10 protein-coding genes are annotated in these 18,168 nt (G+C 62.8%); 8 read left to right on the plus strand and 2 right to left on the minus strand.

Going from position 1 to position 18,168, the window contains the following annotated elements; genetic code table 11:
* Positions 1-10 precede the first annotated feature (10 nt).
* From dgcA to QRN70_RS17825, 7 genes are all read left to right on the plus strand, one after another.
* Positions 11-2,071, plus strand: a complete 2,061-nt coding sequence (gene dgcA / locus QRN70_RS17795) for a dimethylglycine demethylation protein DgcA (RefSeq protein WP_285419244.1) — start codon at positions 11-13, stop codon at positions 2,069-2,071.
* A gap of 159 nt (positions 2,072-2,230) precedes the next feature.
* Positions 2,231-4,180 (plus strand): dimethylglycine demethylation protein DgcB, encoded by a 1,950-nt coding sequence (gene dgcB, locus QRN70_RS17800; RefSeq protein ID WP_285419245.1) that lies wholly within the window; start codon positions 2,231-2,233, stop codon positions 4,178-4,180.
* On the plus strand, positions 4,180-5,400 hold the full coding sequence (etfA, locus tag QRN70_RS17805) for an electron transfer flavoprotein subunit alpha (protein WP_285419246.1): 1,221 nt from the start codon (positions 4,180-4,182) through the stop codon (positions 5,398-5,400). Before dgcB ends, etfA begins: the two co-directional genes overlap by 1 nt.
* Before the next feature lie 10 nt (positions 5,401-5,410).
* On the plus strand, positions 5,411-6,181 hold the full coding sequence (gene etfB, locus QRN70_RS17810; protein ID WP_285419247.1) for an electron transfer flavoprotein subunit beta: 771 nt from the start codon (positions 5,411-5,413) through the stop codon (positions 6,179-6,181).
* Positions 6,182-7,307: 1,126 nt separating this feature from the next.
* On the plus strand, positions 7,308-10,760 hold the full coding sequence (locus QRN70_RS17815) for an alpha/beta fold hydrolase (protein WP_285419248.1): 3,453 nt from the start codon (positions 7,308-7,310) through the stop codon (positions 10,758-10,760).
* 163 nt (positions 10,761-10,923) lie between these two features.
* Positions 10,924-12,792, plus strand: coding sequence for a c-type cytochrome (locus tag QRN70_RS17820; protein WP_285419249.1), 1,869 nt, complete (start codon positions 10,924-10,926; stop codon positions 12,790-12,792).
* Between the two features lie 25 nt (positions 12,793-12,817).
* Positions 12,818-14,062 carry a metallophosphoesterase family protein gene (locus QRN70_RS17825; protein WP_285419250.1) on the plus strand — a complete coding sequence of 415 codons (1,245 nt, stop codon included), beginning with the start codon at positions 12,818-12,820 and terminating at the stop codon, positions 14,060-14,062.
* Between the two features lie 115 nt (positions 14,063-14,177).
* Here the strand turns inward: QRN70_RS17825 and gbca are convergent, their stop codons facing one another.
* Positions 14,178-15,470, minus strand: coding sequence for a glycine betaine monooxygenase oxygenase subunit (gbca, locus tag QRN70_RS17830; protein WP_285419251.1), 1,293 nt, complete (start codon positions 15,468-15,470; stop codon positions 14,178-14,180).
* A gap of 282 nt (positions 15,471-15,752) precedes the next feature.
* On the opposite strand from gbca, the gene gbcB reads away from it, so the two are divergent.
* Complete coding sequence (gbcB, locus tag QRN70_RS17835; RefSeq protein ID WP_085612982.1) at positions 15,753-16,853, plus strand: glycine betaine monooxygenase reductase subunit; 1,101 nt, start codon at positions 15,753-15,755, stop codon at positions 16,851-16,853.
* Between the two features lie 120 nt (positions 16,854-16,973).
* On the opposite strand, the gene QRN70_RS17840 is transcribed toward gbcB, so the two are convergent.
* The gene (locus QRN70_RS17840) at positions 16,974-17,798 is read right to left on the minus strand and encodes an SDR family oxidoreductase (RefSeq protein ID WP_285419252.1); all 825 of its coding nucleotides are present in this window, start codon (positions 17,796-17,798) and stop codon (positions 16,974-16,976) included.
* Positions 17,799-18,168: the final 370 nt, after the last annotated feature.

The following is an 18,168-nucleotide window of genomic DNA, read 5'->3' on the forward strand; positions in this document are numbered from 1 at the left end:
GGAACCCGCCATGGCTTTCGAAGCAATGTTCCAGCCAATTCAAATTGGCAAACTGACCATCCGCAACCGCGTGCTCAGCACCGCGCACGCCGAGGTCTACGCGACAGACGGTGGCATGACCACCGAGCGCTACGTCAAATACTACGAAGAGAAAGCCAAGGGCGGGATCGGCCTGGCGATCTGCGGTGGCTCGTCGGTAGTTGCCATCGACAGTCCGCAGCAATGGTGGAGTTCGGTGAACCTGTCCACCGACCGGATCATTCCGCACTTCCAGAACCTGGCCGACGCCATGCACAAGCACGGCGCCAAGATCATGATCCAGATTACCCACATGGGCCGGCGCTCACGCTGGGACGGTTTCCACTGGCCGACCCTGATGTCGCCGTCGGGCATCCGTGAACCGGTGCACCGCGCGACCTGCAAGACCATCGAGCCGGAAGAGATCTGGCGGGTGATCGGCAACTACGCCCAGGCGGCGCGCCGGGCCAAGGCCGGTGGCCTGGACGGCGTTGAGCTGTCGGCCGTGCACCAGCACATGATCGACCAGTTCTGGAGTCCGCGCGTCAACAAGCGTACCGATGAATGGGGCGGCAGCTTCGAAGGCCGGATGAAGTTCGGTCTGGAAGTGCTGAAAGCCGTACGCGCCGAGGTCGGTGACGATTTCTGCGTGGGCATGCGTATCTGCGGTGACGAGTTTCACCCGGACGGCTTGTCCCACGAGGACATGAAGCAGATCGCCAAGTATTACGACGACACCGGCATGCTCGATTTCATCGGCGTCGTCGGCTCGGGTTGCGACACCCACAACACCCTGGCCAACGTGATTCCGAACATGAGCTATCCGCCGGAGCCATTCCTGCATCTGGCGGCCGGGATCAAGGAAGTGGTCAAGGTGCCGGTGCTGCACGCACAGAACATCAAGGACCCGAACCAGGCCACGCGCATCCTCGAAGGCGGTTACGTCGACATGGTCGGCATGACCCGCGCGCACATCGCCGACCCGCACCTGATCGCCAAGATCAAGATGGGCCAGGTCGACCAGATCAAGCAATGCGTCGGCGCCAACTACTGCATCGACCGGCAGTACCAGGGGCTGGACGTGTTGTGCATCCAGAACGCCGCGACTTCCCGTGAATACATGGGCGTGCCGCACATCATCGAGAAATCCACCGGGCCGAAACGCAAAGTGGTGGTGGTCGGTGCCGGCCCGGCCGGGATGGAAGCTGCACGCGTAGCCGCTGAACGAGGCCACGACGTGACCCTGTTCGAGAAGAAGGAATTCATCGGCGGCCAGATCACTACTGCTTCGAAGGCGCCGCAACGTGACCAGATCGCCGGGATCACGCGCTGGTTCCAGCTGGAGCTGGCGCGGCTGAAAGTCGATCTGCGCCTGGGCACTGCGGCCGACGCGGCGACCATCCTCGATCTGCGTCCGGATGTCGTGGTGCTGGCGGTCGGTGGGCATCCGTTCCTCGAGCAGAACGAACACTGGGGCGCCGCCGAAGGGCTGGTGGTCAGCAGTTGGGACGTGCTCGACGGCAAGGTTGCGCCGGGCAAGAACGTGCTGGTCTACGACACCATTTGCGAGTTCACCGGGATGTCGGTCGCCGACTTCCTCGCCGACAAGGGCAGCCAGGTCGAGATCGTCACCGACGACATCAAGCCGGGCGTGGCCATCGGCGGTACGTCGTTCCCGACCTACTACCGCAGCATGTACCCCAAAGAAGTGATCATGACCGGCGACATGATGCTGGAAAAGGTCTACCGCGAAGGCGACAAGCTGGTGGCGGTGCTGGAAAACGAATACACCGGCGCCAAAGAGGAGCGGGTGGTCGATCAGGTGGTGGTGGAAAACGGCGTGCGTCCGGACGAGGAAATCTACTACGCGCTCAAAGAGGGCTCGCGCAACAAGGGCCAGATCGACGTCGAGGCGTTGTTCGCGATCCAGCCGCAACCGTCGTTGAGCAGCACCGGTGACGGCTACTTGCTGTTCCGCATCGGCGACTGCGTGGCGCAGCGTAATACCCACGCCGCGATCTACGACGCCCTGCGGCTCTGCAAGGACTTCTAAAAGCTGATGGACTGATCGTTCCCACGCTCTGCGTGGGAATGCAGCCCGGGACGCTCCGCGTCCCAAAGCGGACGCAGAGCGTCCATTGAGGCATTCCCACGCAGAGCGTGGGAACGATCGTCACGTGTTTCTCCAGGCTGTACTGGTGGGAGCTTCACCATGTTGAACACCCTTCTTCCAATCCTGTTGTTCGCCGCCCTGGGCCTCGCGGTTCTCGGCGCGTTGCGGCGGGTAGCGATGTGGCGCCGGGGCCGGGCCGCGAAGGTCGACCTGATCGGCGGCCTGTTCGCCATGCCCAAGCGCTACATGGTCGACCTGCACCACGTGGTGGCGCGGGACAAATACATTGCCAACACCCACGTGGCCACGGCCGGCGGGGCGGTGGCGTCGATCGTGCTGGCGATCCTGGTCCACGGGTTCGGCCTGCATAACCGCATCCTCGGTTACGCCTTGCTGCTGATGACGGCGGTGATGTTCGTCGGCGCGCTCTTCGTCTATCGGCGTCGGCTCAATCCGCCGGCACGGTTGTCGAAAGGCCCGTGGATGCGCCTGCCGAAAAGCCTGCTGGCGTTCTCGGCGTCGTTTTTCCTGGTGACCCTTCCGGTGGCCGGGATCCTCCCGGAAAACTTCGGCGGCTGGCTGCTGGCGGCGATTCTCGGGATCGGCGTGCTGTGGGGCGTGTCGGAGCTGTTCTTCGGCATGACCTGGGGCGGGCCGATGAAGCACGCCTTCGCCGGGGCCCTGCACCTGGCCTGGCACCGTCGCGCCGAACGCTTTGGCGGTGGTCGTTCCACCGGTCTGAAGCCGCTGGATCTGAATGATCCAAGCGCGCCGCTGGGTGTGGAAAAACCCAAGGATTTCACCTGGAACCAGTTGCTTGGCTTCGACGCCTGCGTGCAGTGCGGCAAGTGTGAAGCGGCGTGCCCGGCGTTCGCTGCCGGCCAGCCGCTGAACCCGAAAAAACTGATTCAGGACATGGTCGTCGGCCTCGCTGGCGGCACTGACGCGAAGTTTGCTGGCAGCCCGTATCCGGGCAAGCCAATCGGTGAGCACAGCGGCAATCCGCACCAGCCGATCGTCAACGGTCTGGTCGACGCCGAGACCCTGTGGTCGTGCACCACCTGCCGCGCCTGCGTCGAGGAATGCCCGATGATGATCGAGCACGTCGATGCCATCGTCGACATGCGCCGCCACCTGACCCTGGAAAAAGGCGCGACGCCGAACAAGGGCGCCGAAGTCCTCGAGAACCTGATCGCCACCGACAACCCGGGCGGTTTCGCCCCGGGCGGGCGGATGAACTGGGCGGCGGATCTGAACCTCAATCTGCTCAGCGAGAAGAAATCCACCGACGTGCTGTTCTGGGTCGGCGATGGTGCGTTCGACATGCGCAACCAGCGCACCCTGCGCGCCTTCGTCAAAGTGCTGAAAGCGGCGAAAATCGACTTCGCCGTGCTCGGCCTGGAAGAGCGCGACAGCGGCGACGTGGCCCGGCGTCTGGGCGACGAAGCGACCTTCCAGTTGCTCGCCAGACGCAATATCCAGACCCTGGGCAAATACAGTTTCAACCGCATCGTCACCTGTGACCCGCACAGCTTCCATGTGCTGAAAAACGAGTACGGCGCCTTCGATGGCAACTACCTGGTGCAGCACCACAGCACCTACATGGCGGAAATCATCCAGGCCGGTGCGCTCAACCTCGGTCAGCACAAAGGCAACAGCGTGACCTATCACGACCCGTGCTACCTCGGCCGCTACAACGGCGAGTACGAAGCGCCGCGCGAAGTGCTGCGCGCCCTCGGCATCGAGGTCAAAGAGATGCAACGTTCCGGTTTCCGCTCGCGCTGCTGCGGCGGCGGTGGCGGTGCACCGATCACCGACATTCCGGGCAAGCAGCGGATTCCCGACATGCGCATGGAAGACATCCGCGAGACGGGCGCCGAGCTGGTAGCCGTGGGTTGTCCACAGTGCACGGCGATGCTCGAAGGCGTGGTCGAACCGCGTCCGCTGATCAAGGACATCGCCGAGCTGGTGGCCGACGCGCTGCTCGAAGACGCCGCGCCGAACAAGCCGGCCACGCCGGCCAAACGTGAACCTGCGGAGGCCCACTGATGAGTGACATTATCCGCCGCGACCCACGCGCCGAATGGATCGCCCGCAACCGCCTGCACCCGCTGCACGCGGCCATGCAACCGGCGCAACACAGCTGGATGGGCCCCAACGGGGTCATCCGCAAGAACCTCCACGGCATGGGTTTCATCGGCCCCAACGGCATCAAGCGGATCGACCGCAGTGGCGCCCAGCAGGGCGGAGCGGTCAAGCGTTCGGCCACGGTCGAAGTGCAGTTGCCGCTGCATCAGGTGCCGGCTCCGGCGTTCTACATCAGCGTAGTGCCGGACATGGTCGGCGGCCGCTTGAGCAGCCACGACCGCGATCTGCTCGGCCTCGCTCATCAACTGGCCGGCAAGGACGGCGCGGTGTTGGCCGTGGTCTTCGGCGAGCACAAGGAAAGCGCTTTCGCCACGGCAGGCGTCGATCGCTTGCTGGTGCTCGAGGGCGAACAGTTCAGCGGTTATGCACCGGAACAACGCGTGCAGGGCCTGCGCGCGGTGGATAACCAGTTCAATCCGCGCCACTGGCTGCTGCCGGACAGCCGCAGCGGCGGCGGTGAACTCGGCCGACGCTTTGCGGCGGCACTGGGCGAGCGCCCGGCCACGCGGGTCTGGCAGATCACCGAGCAAGCGTGCATCGGCCGCGCCGGTGCCGGTCTGCAGGACCTGGCCCGACCGTTGGCGCGCCTGGTCCTGGCCTCGGCCGAATGTGCCGAACCGGTCAGCGAAACCCGTCACGAAGCACTGCCGGTGGAGTTATCCACAAGCGTCGCGCGCAGCCTGTCGCGGATCGAGGATCTTGGCGCGGTGGCGGTAGACCCGGCGGCCATTCCGATGGCCGAGGCGGAATTCATTTTCTCCGGTGGCAACGGGGTCAAGGACTGGGCGCTGTTCCACGAAACCGCTGCCGCCCTCGGTGCCACCGAAGGCGCCTCTCGGGTGGCGGTGGACGATGGCTTCATGGCCCGCGACCGCCAGGTCGGCGCGTCCGGCACCTGGGTCACGGCGCGGGTGTATGTGGCGGTGGGGATTTCCGGGGCGATCCAGCACCTGCAAGGCATTGGTGCCTGCGACAAGGTGGTGGCGATCAACCTCGACCCCGGGTGCGACATGATCAAGCGTGCCGACCTGTCGGTGATCGGCGAAAGTGCGGAGATTCTGCACGCCTTGATCGCGGCGGTAGCGGCTTACCGCAACGACGCCAAGCGCGATGCGGCTTGAGGAAACGCTTATGAACACGAAAATTATCAGCCTGGTTTCCATCGGTGCCCACCCCACGTCGGGCCGCCCACGTCGCGCCGAACAGGATGCCCGTGCGGTGGAGCTGGGCCTGCAACTGGCTGGGGATAACCTGCAGGTGCTGCACGCCGGTGACGTCGCCGAACCGGCGCTGCGCGCGTATCTGGGCATGGGCCTTGCGCAGATGCACGTGCTCGAACAACCGGCCGGCGCCGATGCGTTGCCGGCGCTGACCGCGTATCTGCGCGACGCCGGCGCCCAGGTGGTGCTGACCGGCAGCCAGGCAGAAACCGGCGAAGGCTCGGGCATGCTGCCGTTCCTGCTGGCCGAAGGGTTGGGCTGGCCACTGGTGGTCGGCCTGGCGCAGGTCGAGTCGATCAACGACGGGGCGGCATTGGTCCTGCAAGCGCTGCCGCGCGGGCAACGGCGACGCCTGAAGGTGAAGCTGCCGTTTCTGGCAACGGTGGATAACGCTGCGCCGAAGCCGCGGCAGAGCGCTTATGGTCCGGCGCGGCGCGGCGAGTTGCGTGCCGAAGAGGTTGAGGTGCTCGACGATGAATTGCTCGCCGTCGCCACCCTGCAACCGGCCAAGCCACGCCCCAAACGCTTGAAAGTGATCAAGGCCAAGAGCGGTGCCGATCGCATGAAGGCCGCGACGGCCAAGGCCAGTGGTGGCGGTGGACAAGTGCTTAAAGGTGTCACCGCGCAGGCCGGTGCCGAAGCGATCCTCAAGCTGCTGATTGAAGAAGGTGTCGTTCGCTGAAAAACCCCTCTCCCGGAGGGAGAGGGAACCTACCGAGCGATCAGCGTGAACTCTGGTGCGGCCAAGCCAAGGTCGCCATATAGGTCGCAGTTCGCAGCGTTTTCCAATACATCGGGGTCGCCTCCCTCTCCCGCTGGGAGAGGACTGGTGTAAGGGGAGGCGGTTTACCCACAATCCCTGTTGGCGGATCTGTGGATAACGTGTTCGCCCCTGCCGCCACACCACGTCAATCAAGCCCTGCAGCCCGGCGATCAAAAAGTGACCAGCCTAAGTCACGGTTTTTTCTGGCTTTTCCCGGTGAATAAGCAGCCAAGTTGCCCCCAATCTCTGTTGGCGCTTCTGTGGATAAGATGTTCGCTATCCGCTAGCGCCCTTATAGACCGCGGCCTGCAAGCAATTGATCAAAAAACAGTCAATCAGCGCGTTTGCCTGGGAAAATCCCCCGCAAAGCCTTGATTTTCCACGCCTGCAGCGCTTTTCCACAGCGCATGCGAAGTTACCCCCGAACTCTGTTGGCGCTTCTGTGGATAAGGTGTTCGCCAGCCTCTGCGCGCCACGGCATCCGTGGGCTACAGGCGATTGATCAAAAAGTGATCAATTAGCCCTAGAAAGGGTACTTCTGGATAAGTCACGGTTTTTCTTCACAATCCAGCAGCGATTTATGCCGATCATCCACAGTTGTCCCCATTTGCTGTGGGTGGTCATGTGGATAACTTGTTCGCCAAACCCTGCAAGCCCCGGCGCGCATAGTCCAAAGCGCAATTGATCAGATTTCATACAGTTCTAAGGCACTGCCTTGACTTCGATCCGGCGCCTGTCTTCACTCAGATTGCACAAGGACAGCCGTCACTTATCCACATCTGGTTCAGGGAGAACGCATGATGGATAGCCCGCCACATCGCTCGCCCCCCATCCCCTGCACGGTTTTCACGGCATTGCCGGCGCCTTCGCCGCGCAAGCGTACGTTGCGCCGTGCCGCCAATCAGCGCGCTCGTCTGTAGCGCCGCAATTGCTGCCCAACCGCTGTGCTGTCGCCGGGTTCGCCCCGGAGGCCAGGTGCCCGTTCGCCCATCGATTGCAAGGCAACCGCAGAGTTGCCCCATCTGCCTGAGAGAGGAACGCCCTCATGACACGGATCGCAACGCCCATCAGCGAGATCAAGGAACACTACGACGTCATCGTCATTGGCTCCGGCTATGGCGGCGGCATTGCTGCTTCACGCCTGGCCCGGGCCGGCCGGCGCGTAGGCCTGCTGGAGCGCGGCCGGGAAATCCAGCCCGGGGAATACCCCAACACCATGATTGCCGCCACCGAAGAGTTGCAGGTGCACGACCCCGATGGCCATATCGGCTCGCGCACCGGGCTGTTCGACCTGCACGTCAATGCCCAGCAGAACGTCGTGGTCGGTTGCGGTCTCGGCGGTACGTCGCTGATCAACGCCAACGTCGCGCTGGAACCGGAGGCCGGCGTGTTCGAAGATCCGCGCTGGCCGGCCGCCGTGCGCGAGCACCGCGACACCCTGCTCAAGGACGGCTACCAACGTGCCCGCGACATGCTCAAGCCCAACCCGTATCCGGGCACCGCGCCGAACCTGCCCAAGCTCGATGCCAACCGCAAGTCGGCGGACTACCTCAAGCAAAGCGCCCATTTCTACAAGCCGCCGATCAACGTCACCTTCGACAAACTGCCCAACAACCTCAACCACGTCGGTGTCGAGCAGTTGCCGTGCAACCACTGTGGCGACTGCGTCTCGGGCTGTAACAACAAGGCCAAGAACACCACGCTGATGAACTACCTGCCGGACGCCTGCAATCACGGCGCGGAGATTTTCTGTCAGGCCGAGGTGCGTTATCTGGAACGTGACGGCGATGGCTGGATCGTACATTTCCAGTACCTCGACAGCGGTCGTGAGAAGTTCGATGCGCCCACGCTGTTCGTAAAAGCCGACATCGTCGTGGTTTCCGCCGGCACCCTTGGCTCTACCGAGATTCTGTTGCGTTCGCGGGCCAAAGGCCTGGTGATGTCCGCCCAGCTTGGCGAAAACATGAGCGGCAACGGCGACATCCTCGGCTTCGGCCACAATTGCGAGCAGCCCATCAACGGCATCGGTTTCGGTGCGCACCCGGCCAAGGAACTGCAGCCGGTCGGCCCGTGCATTACCTCGGTCATCGACATGCGCACCGAGGGCGACTGGCGCAGCCGCATGGTCATCGAGGAGGGCTCGATTCCCGGTGCGCTCGGGCGGCCGATGGTGCCGAGCATGGCCGGGTTCGCCGAGATGATCGGCGTGGCCACCGACGACAGTTTCAGCGCCAAGGTGAAATACAAGGAGCGCGAAGTCGAAAGCTTTCTGCGCGGCCCGTATTACGGCGCGCTGCACAACATGCAGACCTACCTGATCATGAGTCACGACAGCGGCAACGGGCGGATGCTGCTCGACAGCAAGGATCAACTGCGCATCGACTGGCCGGGCGTCGGCGAGCAGGAAAACTTCAAACTCGGCAACGAGCGTCTGCACCAGAGCACCAAGGCGTTGGGCGGGATCTGGGTGGAGAACCCGATCTGGACCCGACTGCTCAAGCACAGCATCGTCTCGGTGCATCCGCTGGGCGGTTGCGTGATGGGCGAGGACGCCGAGCAAGGCGTGGTCAACCACAAGGGCCAGGTGTTCAGCGGCGCCAGCGGTACTGACGTGTACAGCAACCTGTACGTGACCGACGGCGCGGTGATCCCGACCTCGCTGGCGGTCAATCCGCTGCTGACCATCTCCGCGGTGAGCGAGCGCAACATGGCCTTGCTGGCAGCCGATCGCGGTTGGCAGATCGACTACACGCTGCCGTCGGCACCGCGCAAACCGGTGGCTCCGCCGACCCTCGGCGTGCAGTTCACCGAAACCATGAAGGGCTATTTCTCCCGCGCGTTCACGGCTGCGCAAAGCACCGATCTGAAAGTCTACGAGGCGGCGGCCAAGCGCGGTGAGGCGGACAATTCGCCGATCGATTTCACCCTGACCATCACCGCCAGCGACCTCAACCGGATGATCAAGGAGCCGGAGCATGCCGCGACGATTGTCGGCACGGTGACCGCGCCGGCGCTGTCGCCGCAGCCGCTGACCGCCAGCAATGGCGTGTTCAACCTGTTCGAGCAATTCGAGCAGCAGGTCGATACGCGGCACATGAAATACGACATGAAGCTGACCGCCGAGGACGGCAGTGACTACTTCTTCAGCGCCTTCAAGACCGTGCCCGAAGACGACGGCGTGCTGAACATCTGGCACGACACCAGCACCCTCTACGTGACCCTGTATCGCGGCCCGGACAAGACCGGCGAGGTGATCGGCTCGGGCGTGATGCACATCCATCCGAGCGATTTCGCCAAACAGATGACCACCATGAAGGTGCTCAACGCGCGCAATGAGCGCGAGCGCATCGACGGCCTGGCGCGCTTCGGCAAGTTCTTCGCCGGGATTCTCTGGGAAAGCTACGGCGGCGTGTTTGCCGGTGACAAATACTTCAACCCCGACGCGCCGCCACGGCTGAAACGGCCGCTGGATGCGCCCGTGCCGAACGTGCATTTCTTTTCCACCGAGGACGGCGTCGAATTGCGCCTGACCCGCTATCAGGCCGGCAGCAAAGGTCCGGTGATGCTGGTGCATGGCCTCGGCGTGGGGTCGAATATCTTTTCCACCGACACCATCCAGACCAACCTGCTGGAGTACCTGTGCAAACACGACTACGACGTGTGGCTGCTGGACTTTCGCGTCAGCATCCTGCTGCCGGCGAGCAAGAAGGAATGGAACGGCGACCAGATCGCCCAGTACGACTTCAAGGCGGCCATTGCGCAGATCCAGGAGCAAACCGGCGCCAGGGACGTGCAGTGTGTGGTGCATTGCTACGGCGCGACGACGTTCTTCATGTCGTTGCTGGCCGGGTTGCAGGGGGTGCGCTCGGTGGTCTGCTCGCAGATTGCCGCAGACACTGTCGTTGCCACGGCGACCGGGCTGAAGGCCGGCCTGCACCTGCCAGGGATGCTCGATGCGATCGGCATCAAGTCGATGACCGCCTACGCCGACAGCAAGGAGAACTGGTTCAACAAGCTCTACGACAAGGCCCTCAACGGTTATGCGCGGATCGAGGCCCAGGGCTACTGCACCAACCCCGTTTGCCATCGCATCACCTTCATGTACGCCTCGCTGTATCGCCACGACACCCTCAACGAAACCCTGCACGACAACCTGCATGAGCTGTTCGGCGAGTCGAACATCGAGACGTTCGAACACCTGGCGCTGATCGTGCGCAAAGGGCACCTGGTGGATTTCAAAGGCAACGATGTGTACATGCCGCACTTCGATCGGCTGACGATGCCGATCTGTTTCATCAGCGGCGCCGACAACCAGTGTTATCTGCCGCAAAGCACGCTCAAGACCTACCAGCGCTTGTGCGACCTGCACGGGCCGCAGCGCTACAGCCGCCAGGTAGTGCCGGGCTATGGCCACATCGACTGCATGTTCGGCAAGAACGCGGTGGTCGATGTCTATCCGATCATCCTTGAACACCTGGAGAAAACGGCCCTCGGCTGATCTCAGACCGAGTCGTCCGCTGCGCGGGCAAGCCCGCTCCCACATTGGAGGACGCCAGGCGAAGATCCTGTGAACACCTCCAGACCCTGTGGGAGCTGGCTTGCCAGCGATAGCGGTATATCCGGCGCTGCATCTCTCGGGTCTGCACAAGGAAATGGATGACATGGACAGCTACATCCGCTGGTTTCAACGCTTCATCTGGCTCGGCATTGCGATGAATATGCTGTTCGCGATCCCGGCGCTGTTCGCGCCGGGGTTGCTGACCTCGGTGGTCGGCCTGCCGCCGCAACTCTCCGACCCGTGGCTGGAAAACGCCGGGATGCTGCTGGTGGGCATCAGCGTGTTCTACATGCCGTCGGGCTTCAACGCGCCGCGCTACGTGGTGCATTCCTGGCTGTGCGTGCTGACGCGGCTGATCGCCGTGGCGTTCTGGATCTACCTGATCAACACCAGCAGCCAGGGCTCGGTGTTCGTACCGATGCTGATGGGCGACCTGAGCTTCTTCCTGATCCTCGGCATCCTGCTGTACCTGGGCACCTCGGCGCAAAACCGGCCCTGGGCCTTGCTCGGTGACGGCTGGCGCGAGTGGCGCGCCAGTTGGGCGCGGCACTGGCAAAGTCATGCGTTCAAGGTCGGTACGCTGGTCGTGGTCGCGCTACTGGGCTTCATCGGCTACCAGACCTGGTATCAGATGTTGCGCGTGGTGCCGGAACAGCAATATGCCTCCGACGAAGATCATTACAAATACGCCGCCATCGGCCTGGGTATCGAAGCGCGGATCCCGTATTACCTGTTCGCCGTGCTGCCGCAGATGTGCCCGGAAAAGCTGCCCAAACCCGGCGGCTGGGAAGTCTTCGGTTTCCTCTATGAGAACGGCAAGGATCTGCCCATCGGCATGGCCAAGCGGCAGATCGGCTACCCCACCGTGGAGCCGAACTGCGCGCTGTGCCACACCGGTTCCTACCGGGCCAATGCCAGCGACGTCGCGGTCAACGTGCCCAGTGCGCCGGCCAACACCCTGCAGCTGCAGGCCTTCCAGTGGTTCGCCTACGATTGCGCCAGCGACCCGAAATTCACCACCGACGCGGTGATGACGGCGATCAACAACAAATTCCAGCTGGGCTTTTTCGAAAGGCTCTACAACCGCTACCTGATCATCCCGATGGCGAAGAGCGCGCTGCTCAAGCAGAAGCAGGCCTACGCCTGGCAGAAGCTGCGGCCGCAACAGGGGCCGGGCCGCACCGACACCTTCAATCCGACGAAAATGGTGGTGTTCGGCTTCCCGGATGACTCGACCATCGGCACCGTCGACCTGCCGCAAGTGTGGAACCAGAAACCGCGCGAATCGATGTACCTGCACTGGGACGGCAATAACAACAAGATCCACGAGCGTAACTACGCCGCGGCGATGGCGGTGGGGGCGACGCCGGAATCGGTGCTGCCGCCGAGCTTCAACCGCGTGACCAACTGGCTGCTCGGGCACAAGGCACCGGCGTGGCCGTGGGCGCTGGATCAGGCAAAAGTCGCCCGGGGCAAGCCGATCTGGGCCGCCAATTGCGCCGCGTGCCACGACTTCGGTCGTGCCGACACCGGGCAAGTGACCACCAACATCGACCAGCTCGGCACTGATCCGCATCGGCTCGACTCGTTCACCACGGGGCTGGTCGCGGCGTTCCACACCTTCAAGAAGCCGCCGTTCGACTTCGGTGCCTATCGCAAGACCCAGAGCTACAGCAACACACCCACCGACGGCATCTGGCTGCGCGCGCCGTACCTGCACAACGGTTCGGTGCCGACCCTGTGGGACCTGCTGCAACCGCCGGAAAAACGTCCGCAGGTGTTCATCACCGGCTCCGACGTCTACGACCCGGTCAACGTTGGTTTCGTCACGACGGGCGCTCAGGCCAAGGCCTCGGCGGACTTCACGTACGACACGCGGCTGGAGGGCAACCACAACAGCGGTCACCTGTACGGCACGACGCTGTCGGACGACGACAAGCGTGCGCTGATCGAATTCATGAAAACCCTGTGAACCCTTACGGATAGAGGATTACGCCATGTCAGCGGTCGGTCATCTGAAACATGAATACGACAAGGTCAAGGTGCGCATTCACGGCTTGTTCACGCGCATGGAAATGGCCTGGATGAAGCTCATCAGCGAACTGGAGCCGCAGGAATTCCAGGCGATCATCAAGTTGCTGCAGCGCGGGCACGATCAGGCGCAATACGTGCTGAAAAACGGCGAGTTGCCCAGCGACGAACCGGCGGTGCCGTGGGAGCTGTCCCATGGTCTGTCGATCCTGCGTATCGGCAATGCCGCGCCGTTGCCGCAATCACCCGATCAACTGGCGACCCGGGTGCTCAAGGATGGCAGTCTGCTCGGTTGCCGCAAGTGGGAACTGCTCGATCTGCTGTGGAGCGAGGCCCTGCTCAAATGGATTGAAAACCTGCGTCATCACGCAACCTTCGGCACCGATCCGGCACTGGTGCAAATGGATCGCGAGGTGACCCTGGCGATTGCCGGCGACTGGGGCACCGGCCCCTTCGACACTCACGCGCCAGCGGTCTCGGTGGCCAACCAGATGCAACTGGCGCAGGCCGATTTCACCATCCATCTGGGCGACGTCTACTACGCCGGCAGTCATTCGCAGGAAGACGTCGACATGGCCGGCTGGCCGATGGGCCGCCACGGCTCGTTCACCCTCAACTCCAACCACGAGATGTACAGCGGCGCCCATGGCTATTTCAAGGAACTGTACAAACGTTTTCCGGGGCAGCAGGGCACCAGTTACTTTGCCTTGATCAACGATGACTGGCTGGTGGTCGGGCTGGATTCGGCGTATGCCTCGGATGCAATGAACCTGTACATGGACGGCACGCTCAACGAGCCGCAGATCACCTGGTTGAAAGCCCTGCCGAAACGCAAAAGGATCATGGTGCTCAGCCATCACCAGGGCTTGGATATTTCCGGGCACAACCAGACGGCGTTGTTTCAACCGGTGTGCGATGCCTTGGGGCGCGAGCCGGATTACTGGTACTGGGGCCATCTGCACAACGGCATCGTGTATGCGCAGCAGGGTGGGTTGCATGCGCGCTGTGCCGGCCACGGGGCGATTCCCTATGGCAATGCCAGCGAGCTGGACGGGCATTCGCGGGTGTTGTGGTCGGAGACGCAGGATGCCAATGACCCGGCGTATCCGCTGCGGGTGTTGAATGGCTACGCGAAAATCAGGTTGGTGGGGGAGGAGATTTTCGAAGAGTTTATCGGTGAGGATGGCAGTGTGAGGTGGTCGTCCAAGTGAGGCGGTGACTGTAAGGACGCCATCGCGGGCAAGCCCGCTCCCACAGAGTGCTGCGGTGTGCACAAATGTTGTGAGCACCATAGAAACTGTGGGAGCTGGCTTGCCAGCGATGCTTTTAGCCTTGGACCGGGACGCCTTTGAGGTACGGCGCCGGCTCGGCGCCAAGGTTGTTCAGCATGCGCTCGCTGTACCAGTCGACGAAGTTGACCACGCCGAACTCATAAGTCTTGGAGTACGGCCCTGGCTGATAAGCGGTGGAGTTGATCCCGCGCTGGTTCTCTTCGGCCAGGCGCCGATCCTGGTCGTTGGTCGCGTCCCACACCTGGCGCATGCGCTCGACGTCGTAATCGACGCCTTCGACCGCATCCTTGTGCACCAGCCATTTGGTGGTGACCATGGTTTCTTGCGCGCTGATCGGCCACACGGTGAAGACAATGATGTGGTCGCCCATGCAGTGGTTCCACGAGTGCGGCAGGTGCAGGATGCGCATCGAGCCGAGGTCGGGGTTCTTGATCCGGCCCATCAGCTTGGCGCAGCCCTGTTTGCCGTCCATGGTCATCGACACGGTGCCCTTGAGCAGCGGCATGCGCACGATGCGGTTGCGCAGACCGAAACTGGCGTGGGCGTAAGGGATCTTCTCGGCTTCCCAGGCAGCGGCGGAGGCGGCGACGTGGTCCTTGAACGCCTGGTCGGCGCGCGGGTCGGTGACGTCGTCCCATTCCAGCAGGGTTTTCAGCAATTCCGGGTGCGAACCGCCGCAGTGGTAGCACTCGCGGTTGTTTTCCAGCACCAGTTTCCAGTTGGCTTTTTCCATCAAGGTGGTTTGCACCGCCACCTTGGTGTTTTCCATGTCGTACGGTTCCATGTAGTGGTTCAGGGTCGACAGGAAATCATCGATGGCCGGTGGGTTTTCCGCCAGGCTGATGAAGATGTAGCCGCCGGCCGTCTTCACGTTCACCGGTTTCAGGCCGTACTGCTTCATGTCGAAGTCGGCGCCCATCTCGGTGCCGGCGAACAGCAGGCGCCCGTCCAGTTCGTAGGTCCACTGGTGGTAGTGGCAGACCAGTTTGGCGACCTTGCCCTTGTCGCTGGTGCACAGGCGCGAGCCACGGTGGCGGCAGACGTTGTGGAACGCATGCACCACGCCGTCGGCGCCACGGATGACGATGATCGGGTTCTTGCCGATCTGCAGGGTGATGTAGTTGCCCTTGGCCGGGATCTCGCAGGTCATGCCGGCGATCAGCCATTCTTTCTGGAAGATCTCCTGCATGTCGATATCGAACAGGCGCTCGTCGCTGTAGAACGGTTGCGGCAACGAGAAGGTGCGCTCGCGTTCCTGCAGCATCTGTGCGGTGGCCTTGCGTGCGGGTTCCAGCGGGTCGCCCAGGCTGATTTTTGCGGTGTCCATCGATGTGATCCTCAAGGCCATCTGCGTGGCCGGCGAAAGTGGCTAATCAGGTTTGCAACGCAAGGTGTCGACAAATCGTCTTTGTGTGGGCCGAGTGTGGGGCCGGCGCTGCCGGGAACCTTATCCATGGGCGACATGGTGCAATCTGTTCCCGACGCGCAACCCCCGGTGGTTGGGGGCTGGTCGCGATAAGTATGCCGATGTCGCGGATAGGTAAACGGGCGGTTCACGCTATACGCAGAATCGCCCCATGAAGGCCGACAGTCGGCCGTGGAGAACAGCATGTCCAACAGCTTCCTGAATCCGGTCACCACCCAGACCTGGGCCAATGGCCGACACATCGTCCGTTGCGTCAAAGTCATCCAGGAAACCTGGGATGTGCGCACCTTCTGCTTCATGGCCGACCAGCCGATCCTGTTCTTCTTCAAGCCCGGGCAGTTCGTGACCCTGGAGCTGGAAATCGAAGGCCAGCCGATCATGCGCTCGTACACCATCTCCAGTTCGCCGTCGGTGCCCTACAGCTTCTCGGTGACGATCAAGCGCGTACCGGGCGGCAAGGTTTCCAACTGGCTGCACGACACTCTGCACGAAGGCCAGGAACTGGCGGTGCACGGCCCGGTCGGGCTGTTCAACGCCATCGATTTCCCGAGCCCGAAAGTGCTCTATCTCAGCGGCGGCGTGGGGATCACCCCGGTGATGTCGATGGCGCGCTGGTTCTACGACACCAACGGCAACGTCGACATGACGTTCATCCACAGTGCCCGCTCGCCGAAAGACATCATTTATCACCGCGAGCTGGAGCACATGGCGTCGCGGATCGACAACTTCAGCCTGCACCTGATCTGCGAGAAGCACGGTCTGGGCGAGCCCTGGGCCGGTTATCGCGGCTACCTCAACCACAAGATGCTCGAGCTGATGGTGCCGGACTTCCTCGAGCGCGAAGTGTTCTGCTGCGGCCCGACGCCGTACATGACCGCGGTCAAGCGCCTGCTGGAAAACGCCGGCTACGACATGAAGCGCTACCACGAGGAGTCCTTCGGCGCCACGCCCCCAGAGGCCCGTGCCGACGCCGTGGAGCAGGCCGAGCAGGCGGCGGAAGCCCCTGAAGTGCCGGCGGCGGATCTGCACCTGGTGGAGTTCACGTCCTCGGACAAGAGCATTCGCGTCGCTCCGGGCGAAACCGTGCACGCGGCGGCGGCCAAGGTCGGCCTGATGATCCCCAAGGCCTGCGGCATGGGCATTTGCGGCACGTGCAAAGTGCTCAAGCTCGGCGGTGAAGTGGAGATGGATCACAACGGCGGGATCACCGAGGACGACGAGGCCGAGGGTTATATCCTGTCGTGCTGCAGCGTGCCGAAGGGCGACGTGCGCATCGAGTTCTAGACCTCTGCACAAATCCAATGTGGCAGCGAGCCTGCGCGCGAAGGCGGTGTGTCATTCAACATTTGTGCTGTCTGACACGGCCTCTTCGCGAGCAGGCTCGCTCCCACAGGATGATGCGTTTCAATCCACGAACAAGTCAGGCATCAGCACGGCGTCGCTGTCCGGTTCGAAACGGTAGTGATCAAATTCAGTCACGCCGTGCTCACGCAAAATCTCTTCGTCGATAAGCAGTCGTCCAGTGATCTGCCGCTGGCGGCTATCCAGGATGACATGCGCGGCATCCGCCATGATCGCTGGCGTGCGTGCCTGCTTGAACGACTCGCGATTACCCAGCTGAAACTCGATCGCCGCCGTGGCGATCATGGTTTGCGGCCACAGCGAATTGACACTGATGCCGTAGCTGGCGAATTCCTCGCTCATGCCCACCGTCAGCATGCTCATGCCGTACTTGGTCACGGTGTAGGGACTGAACTGCGCAAACCATTTGCTCGCCAGGTTCAGCGGCGGCGACAGGTTGAGGATGTGTCCGGCGGATTTTTTCAGGTAGGGCAGGGCGGCCTGGCTGCACAGCAACACGGCGCGGGTGTTGATCTGGTGCATCAGGTCGAAGCGCTTGAGTTCGATGTGCTGCACACCCGTGAGCTTGATCGCCCCGGCGTTGTTCACCAAGGCGTCGATCCCGCCGAAATGTTCATTGGCCTGGGCCAGCGCCTGCCGCACCGCCGCTTCGTCGCGCACGTCCAGTTGCAGGGCCAAGGCCTTGCCGCCGGCCGCTTCGACCTCAGCGGCGACACTGTGGATGGTGCCGGGCAACTTGGCGTGCGGCTCGGCGCTTTTCGCCGCGATCACGATATTGGCCCCGTCCCGCGCGGCCCGCAGCGCAATCTCGCGCCCGATGCCACGGCTGGCGCCGGTGATGAACAGGGTTTTGCCTTTTAGCGACATGCCGATGCTCCTGCTTATTGTTATGTGAGCGGAGGCTCGCCAGACAATGTAGACGATGGCGCTGAAACGGCCCGTCCTGATCGTTCCCACGCTCTGCGTAGGAATGCAGCCCTTGACGCTCCGCGGCATGACGGTGCCAGGCGTTGCATCAGCGGTGAGGCAGGAACGCGGAGCGTCCCGGGAGGCGTTCCACGCAGAGCGTGGGAACGAGCAGAGTGGGGTGGCCGCAGTGCTCGCGCTAGAGGAGGAGTCTGTGACGGCGGTGAGCAAAGGCATATGTAGCTTTTAGTCGTGATCGTTCCCACGCTCCGCGTGGGAATGCAGCCCTTGACGCTCTGCGTCATGACGGTGCCAGGCGTTGCATCGGCGG

The sequence above is a fragment of the Pseudomonas sp. efr-133-TYG-5 genome (assembly GCF_030209175.1).
In the GTDB taxonomy this organism is placed as follows: domain Bacteria; phylum Pseudomonadota; class Gammaproteobacteria; order Pseudomonadales; family Pseudomonadaceae; genus Aquipseudomonas.

Coding starts and splice junctions, on each gene's coding strand:
- QRN70_RS17840 (WP_285419252.1), bottom strand. CDS start 17,798: ATGTCGCTAAAAGGCAAAACCCTGTTCATCACCGGCGCCAGCCGTGGC.
- QRN70_RS17815 (WP_285419248.1), top strand. CDS start 7,308: ATGACACGGATCGCAACGCCCATCAGCGAGATCAAGGAACACTACGAC.
- dgcB (WP_285419245.1), top strand. CDS start 2,231: ATGTTGAACACCCTTCTTCCAATCCTGTTGTTCGCCGCCCTGGGCCTC.
- QRN70_RS17825 (WP_285419250.1), top strand. CDS start 12,818: ATGTCAGCGGTCGGTCATCTGAAACATGAATACGACAAGGTCAAGGTG.
- gbca (WP_285419251.1), bottom strand. CDS start 15,470: ATGGACACCGCAAAAATCAGCCTGGGCGACCCGCTGGAACCCGCACGC.
- etfA (WP_285419246.1), top strand. CDS start 4,180: ATGAGTGACATTATCCGCCGCGACCCACGCGCCGAATGGATCGCCCGC.
- QRN70_RS17820 (WP_285419249.1), top strand. CDS start 10,924: ATGGACAGCTACATCCGCTGGTTTCAACGCTTCATCTGGCTCGGCATT.
- dgcA (WP_285419244.1), top strand. CDS start 11: ATGGCTTTCGAAGCAATGTTCCAGCCAATTCAAATTGGCAAACTGACC.
- gbcB (WP_085612982.1), top strand. CDS start 15,753: ATGTCCAACAGCTTCCTGAATCCGGTCACCACCCAGACCTGGGCCAAT.
- etfB (WP_285419247.1), top strand. CDS start 5,411: ATGAACACGAAAATTATCAGCCTGGTTTCCATCGGTGCCCACCCCACG.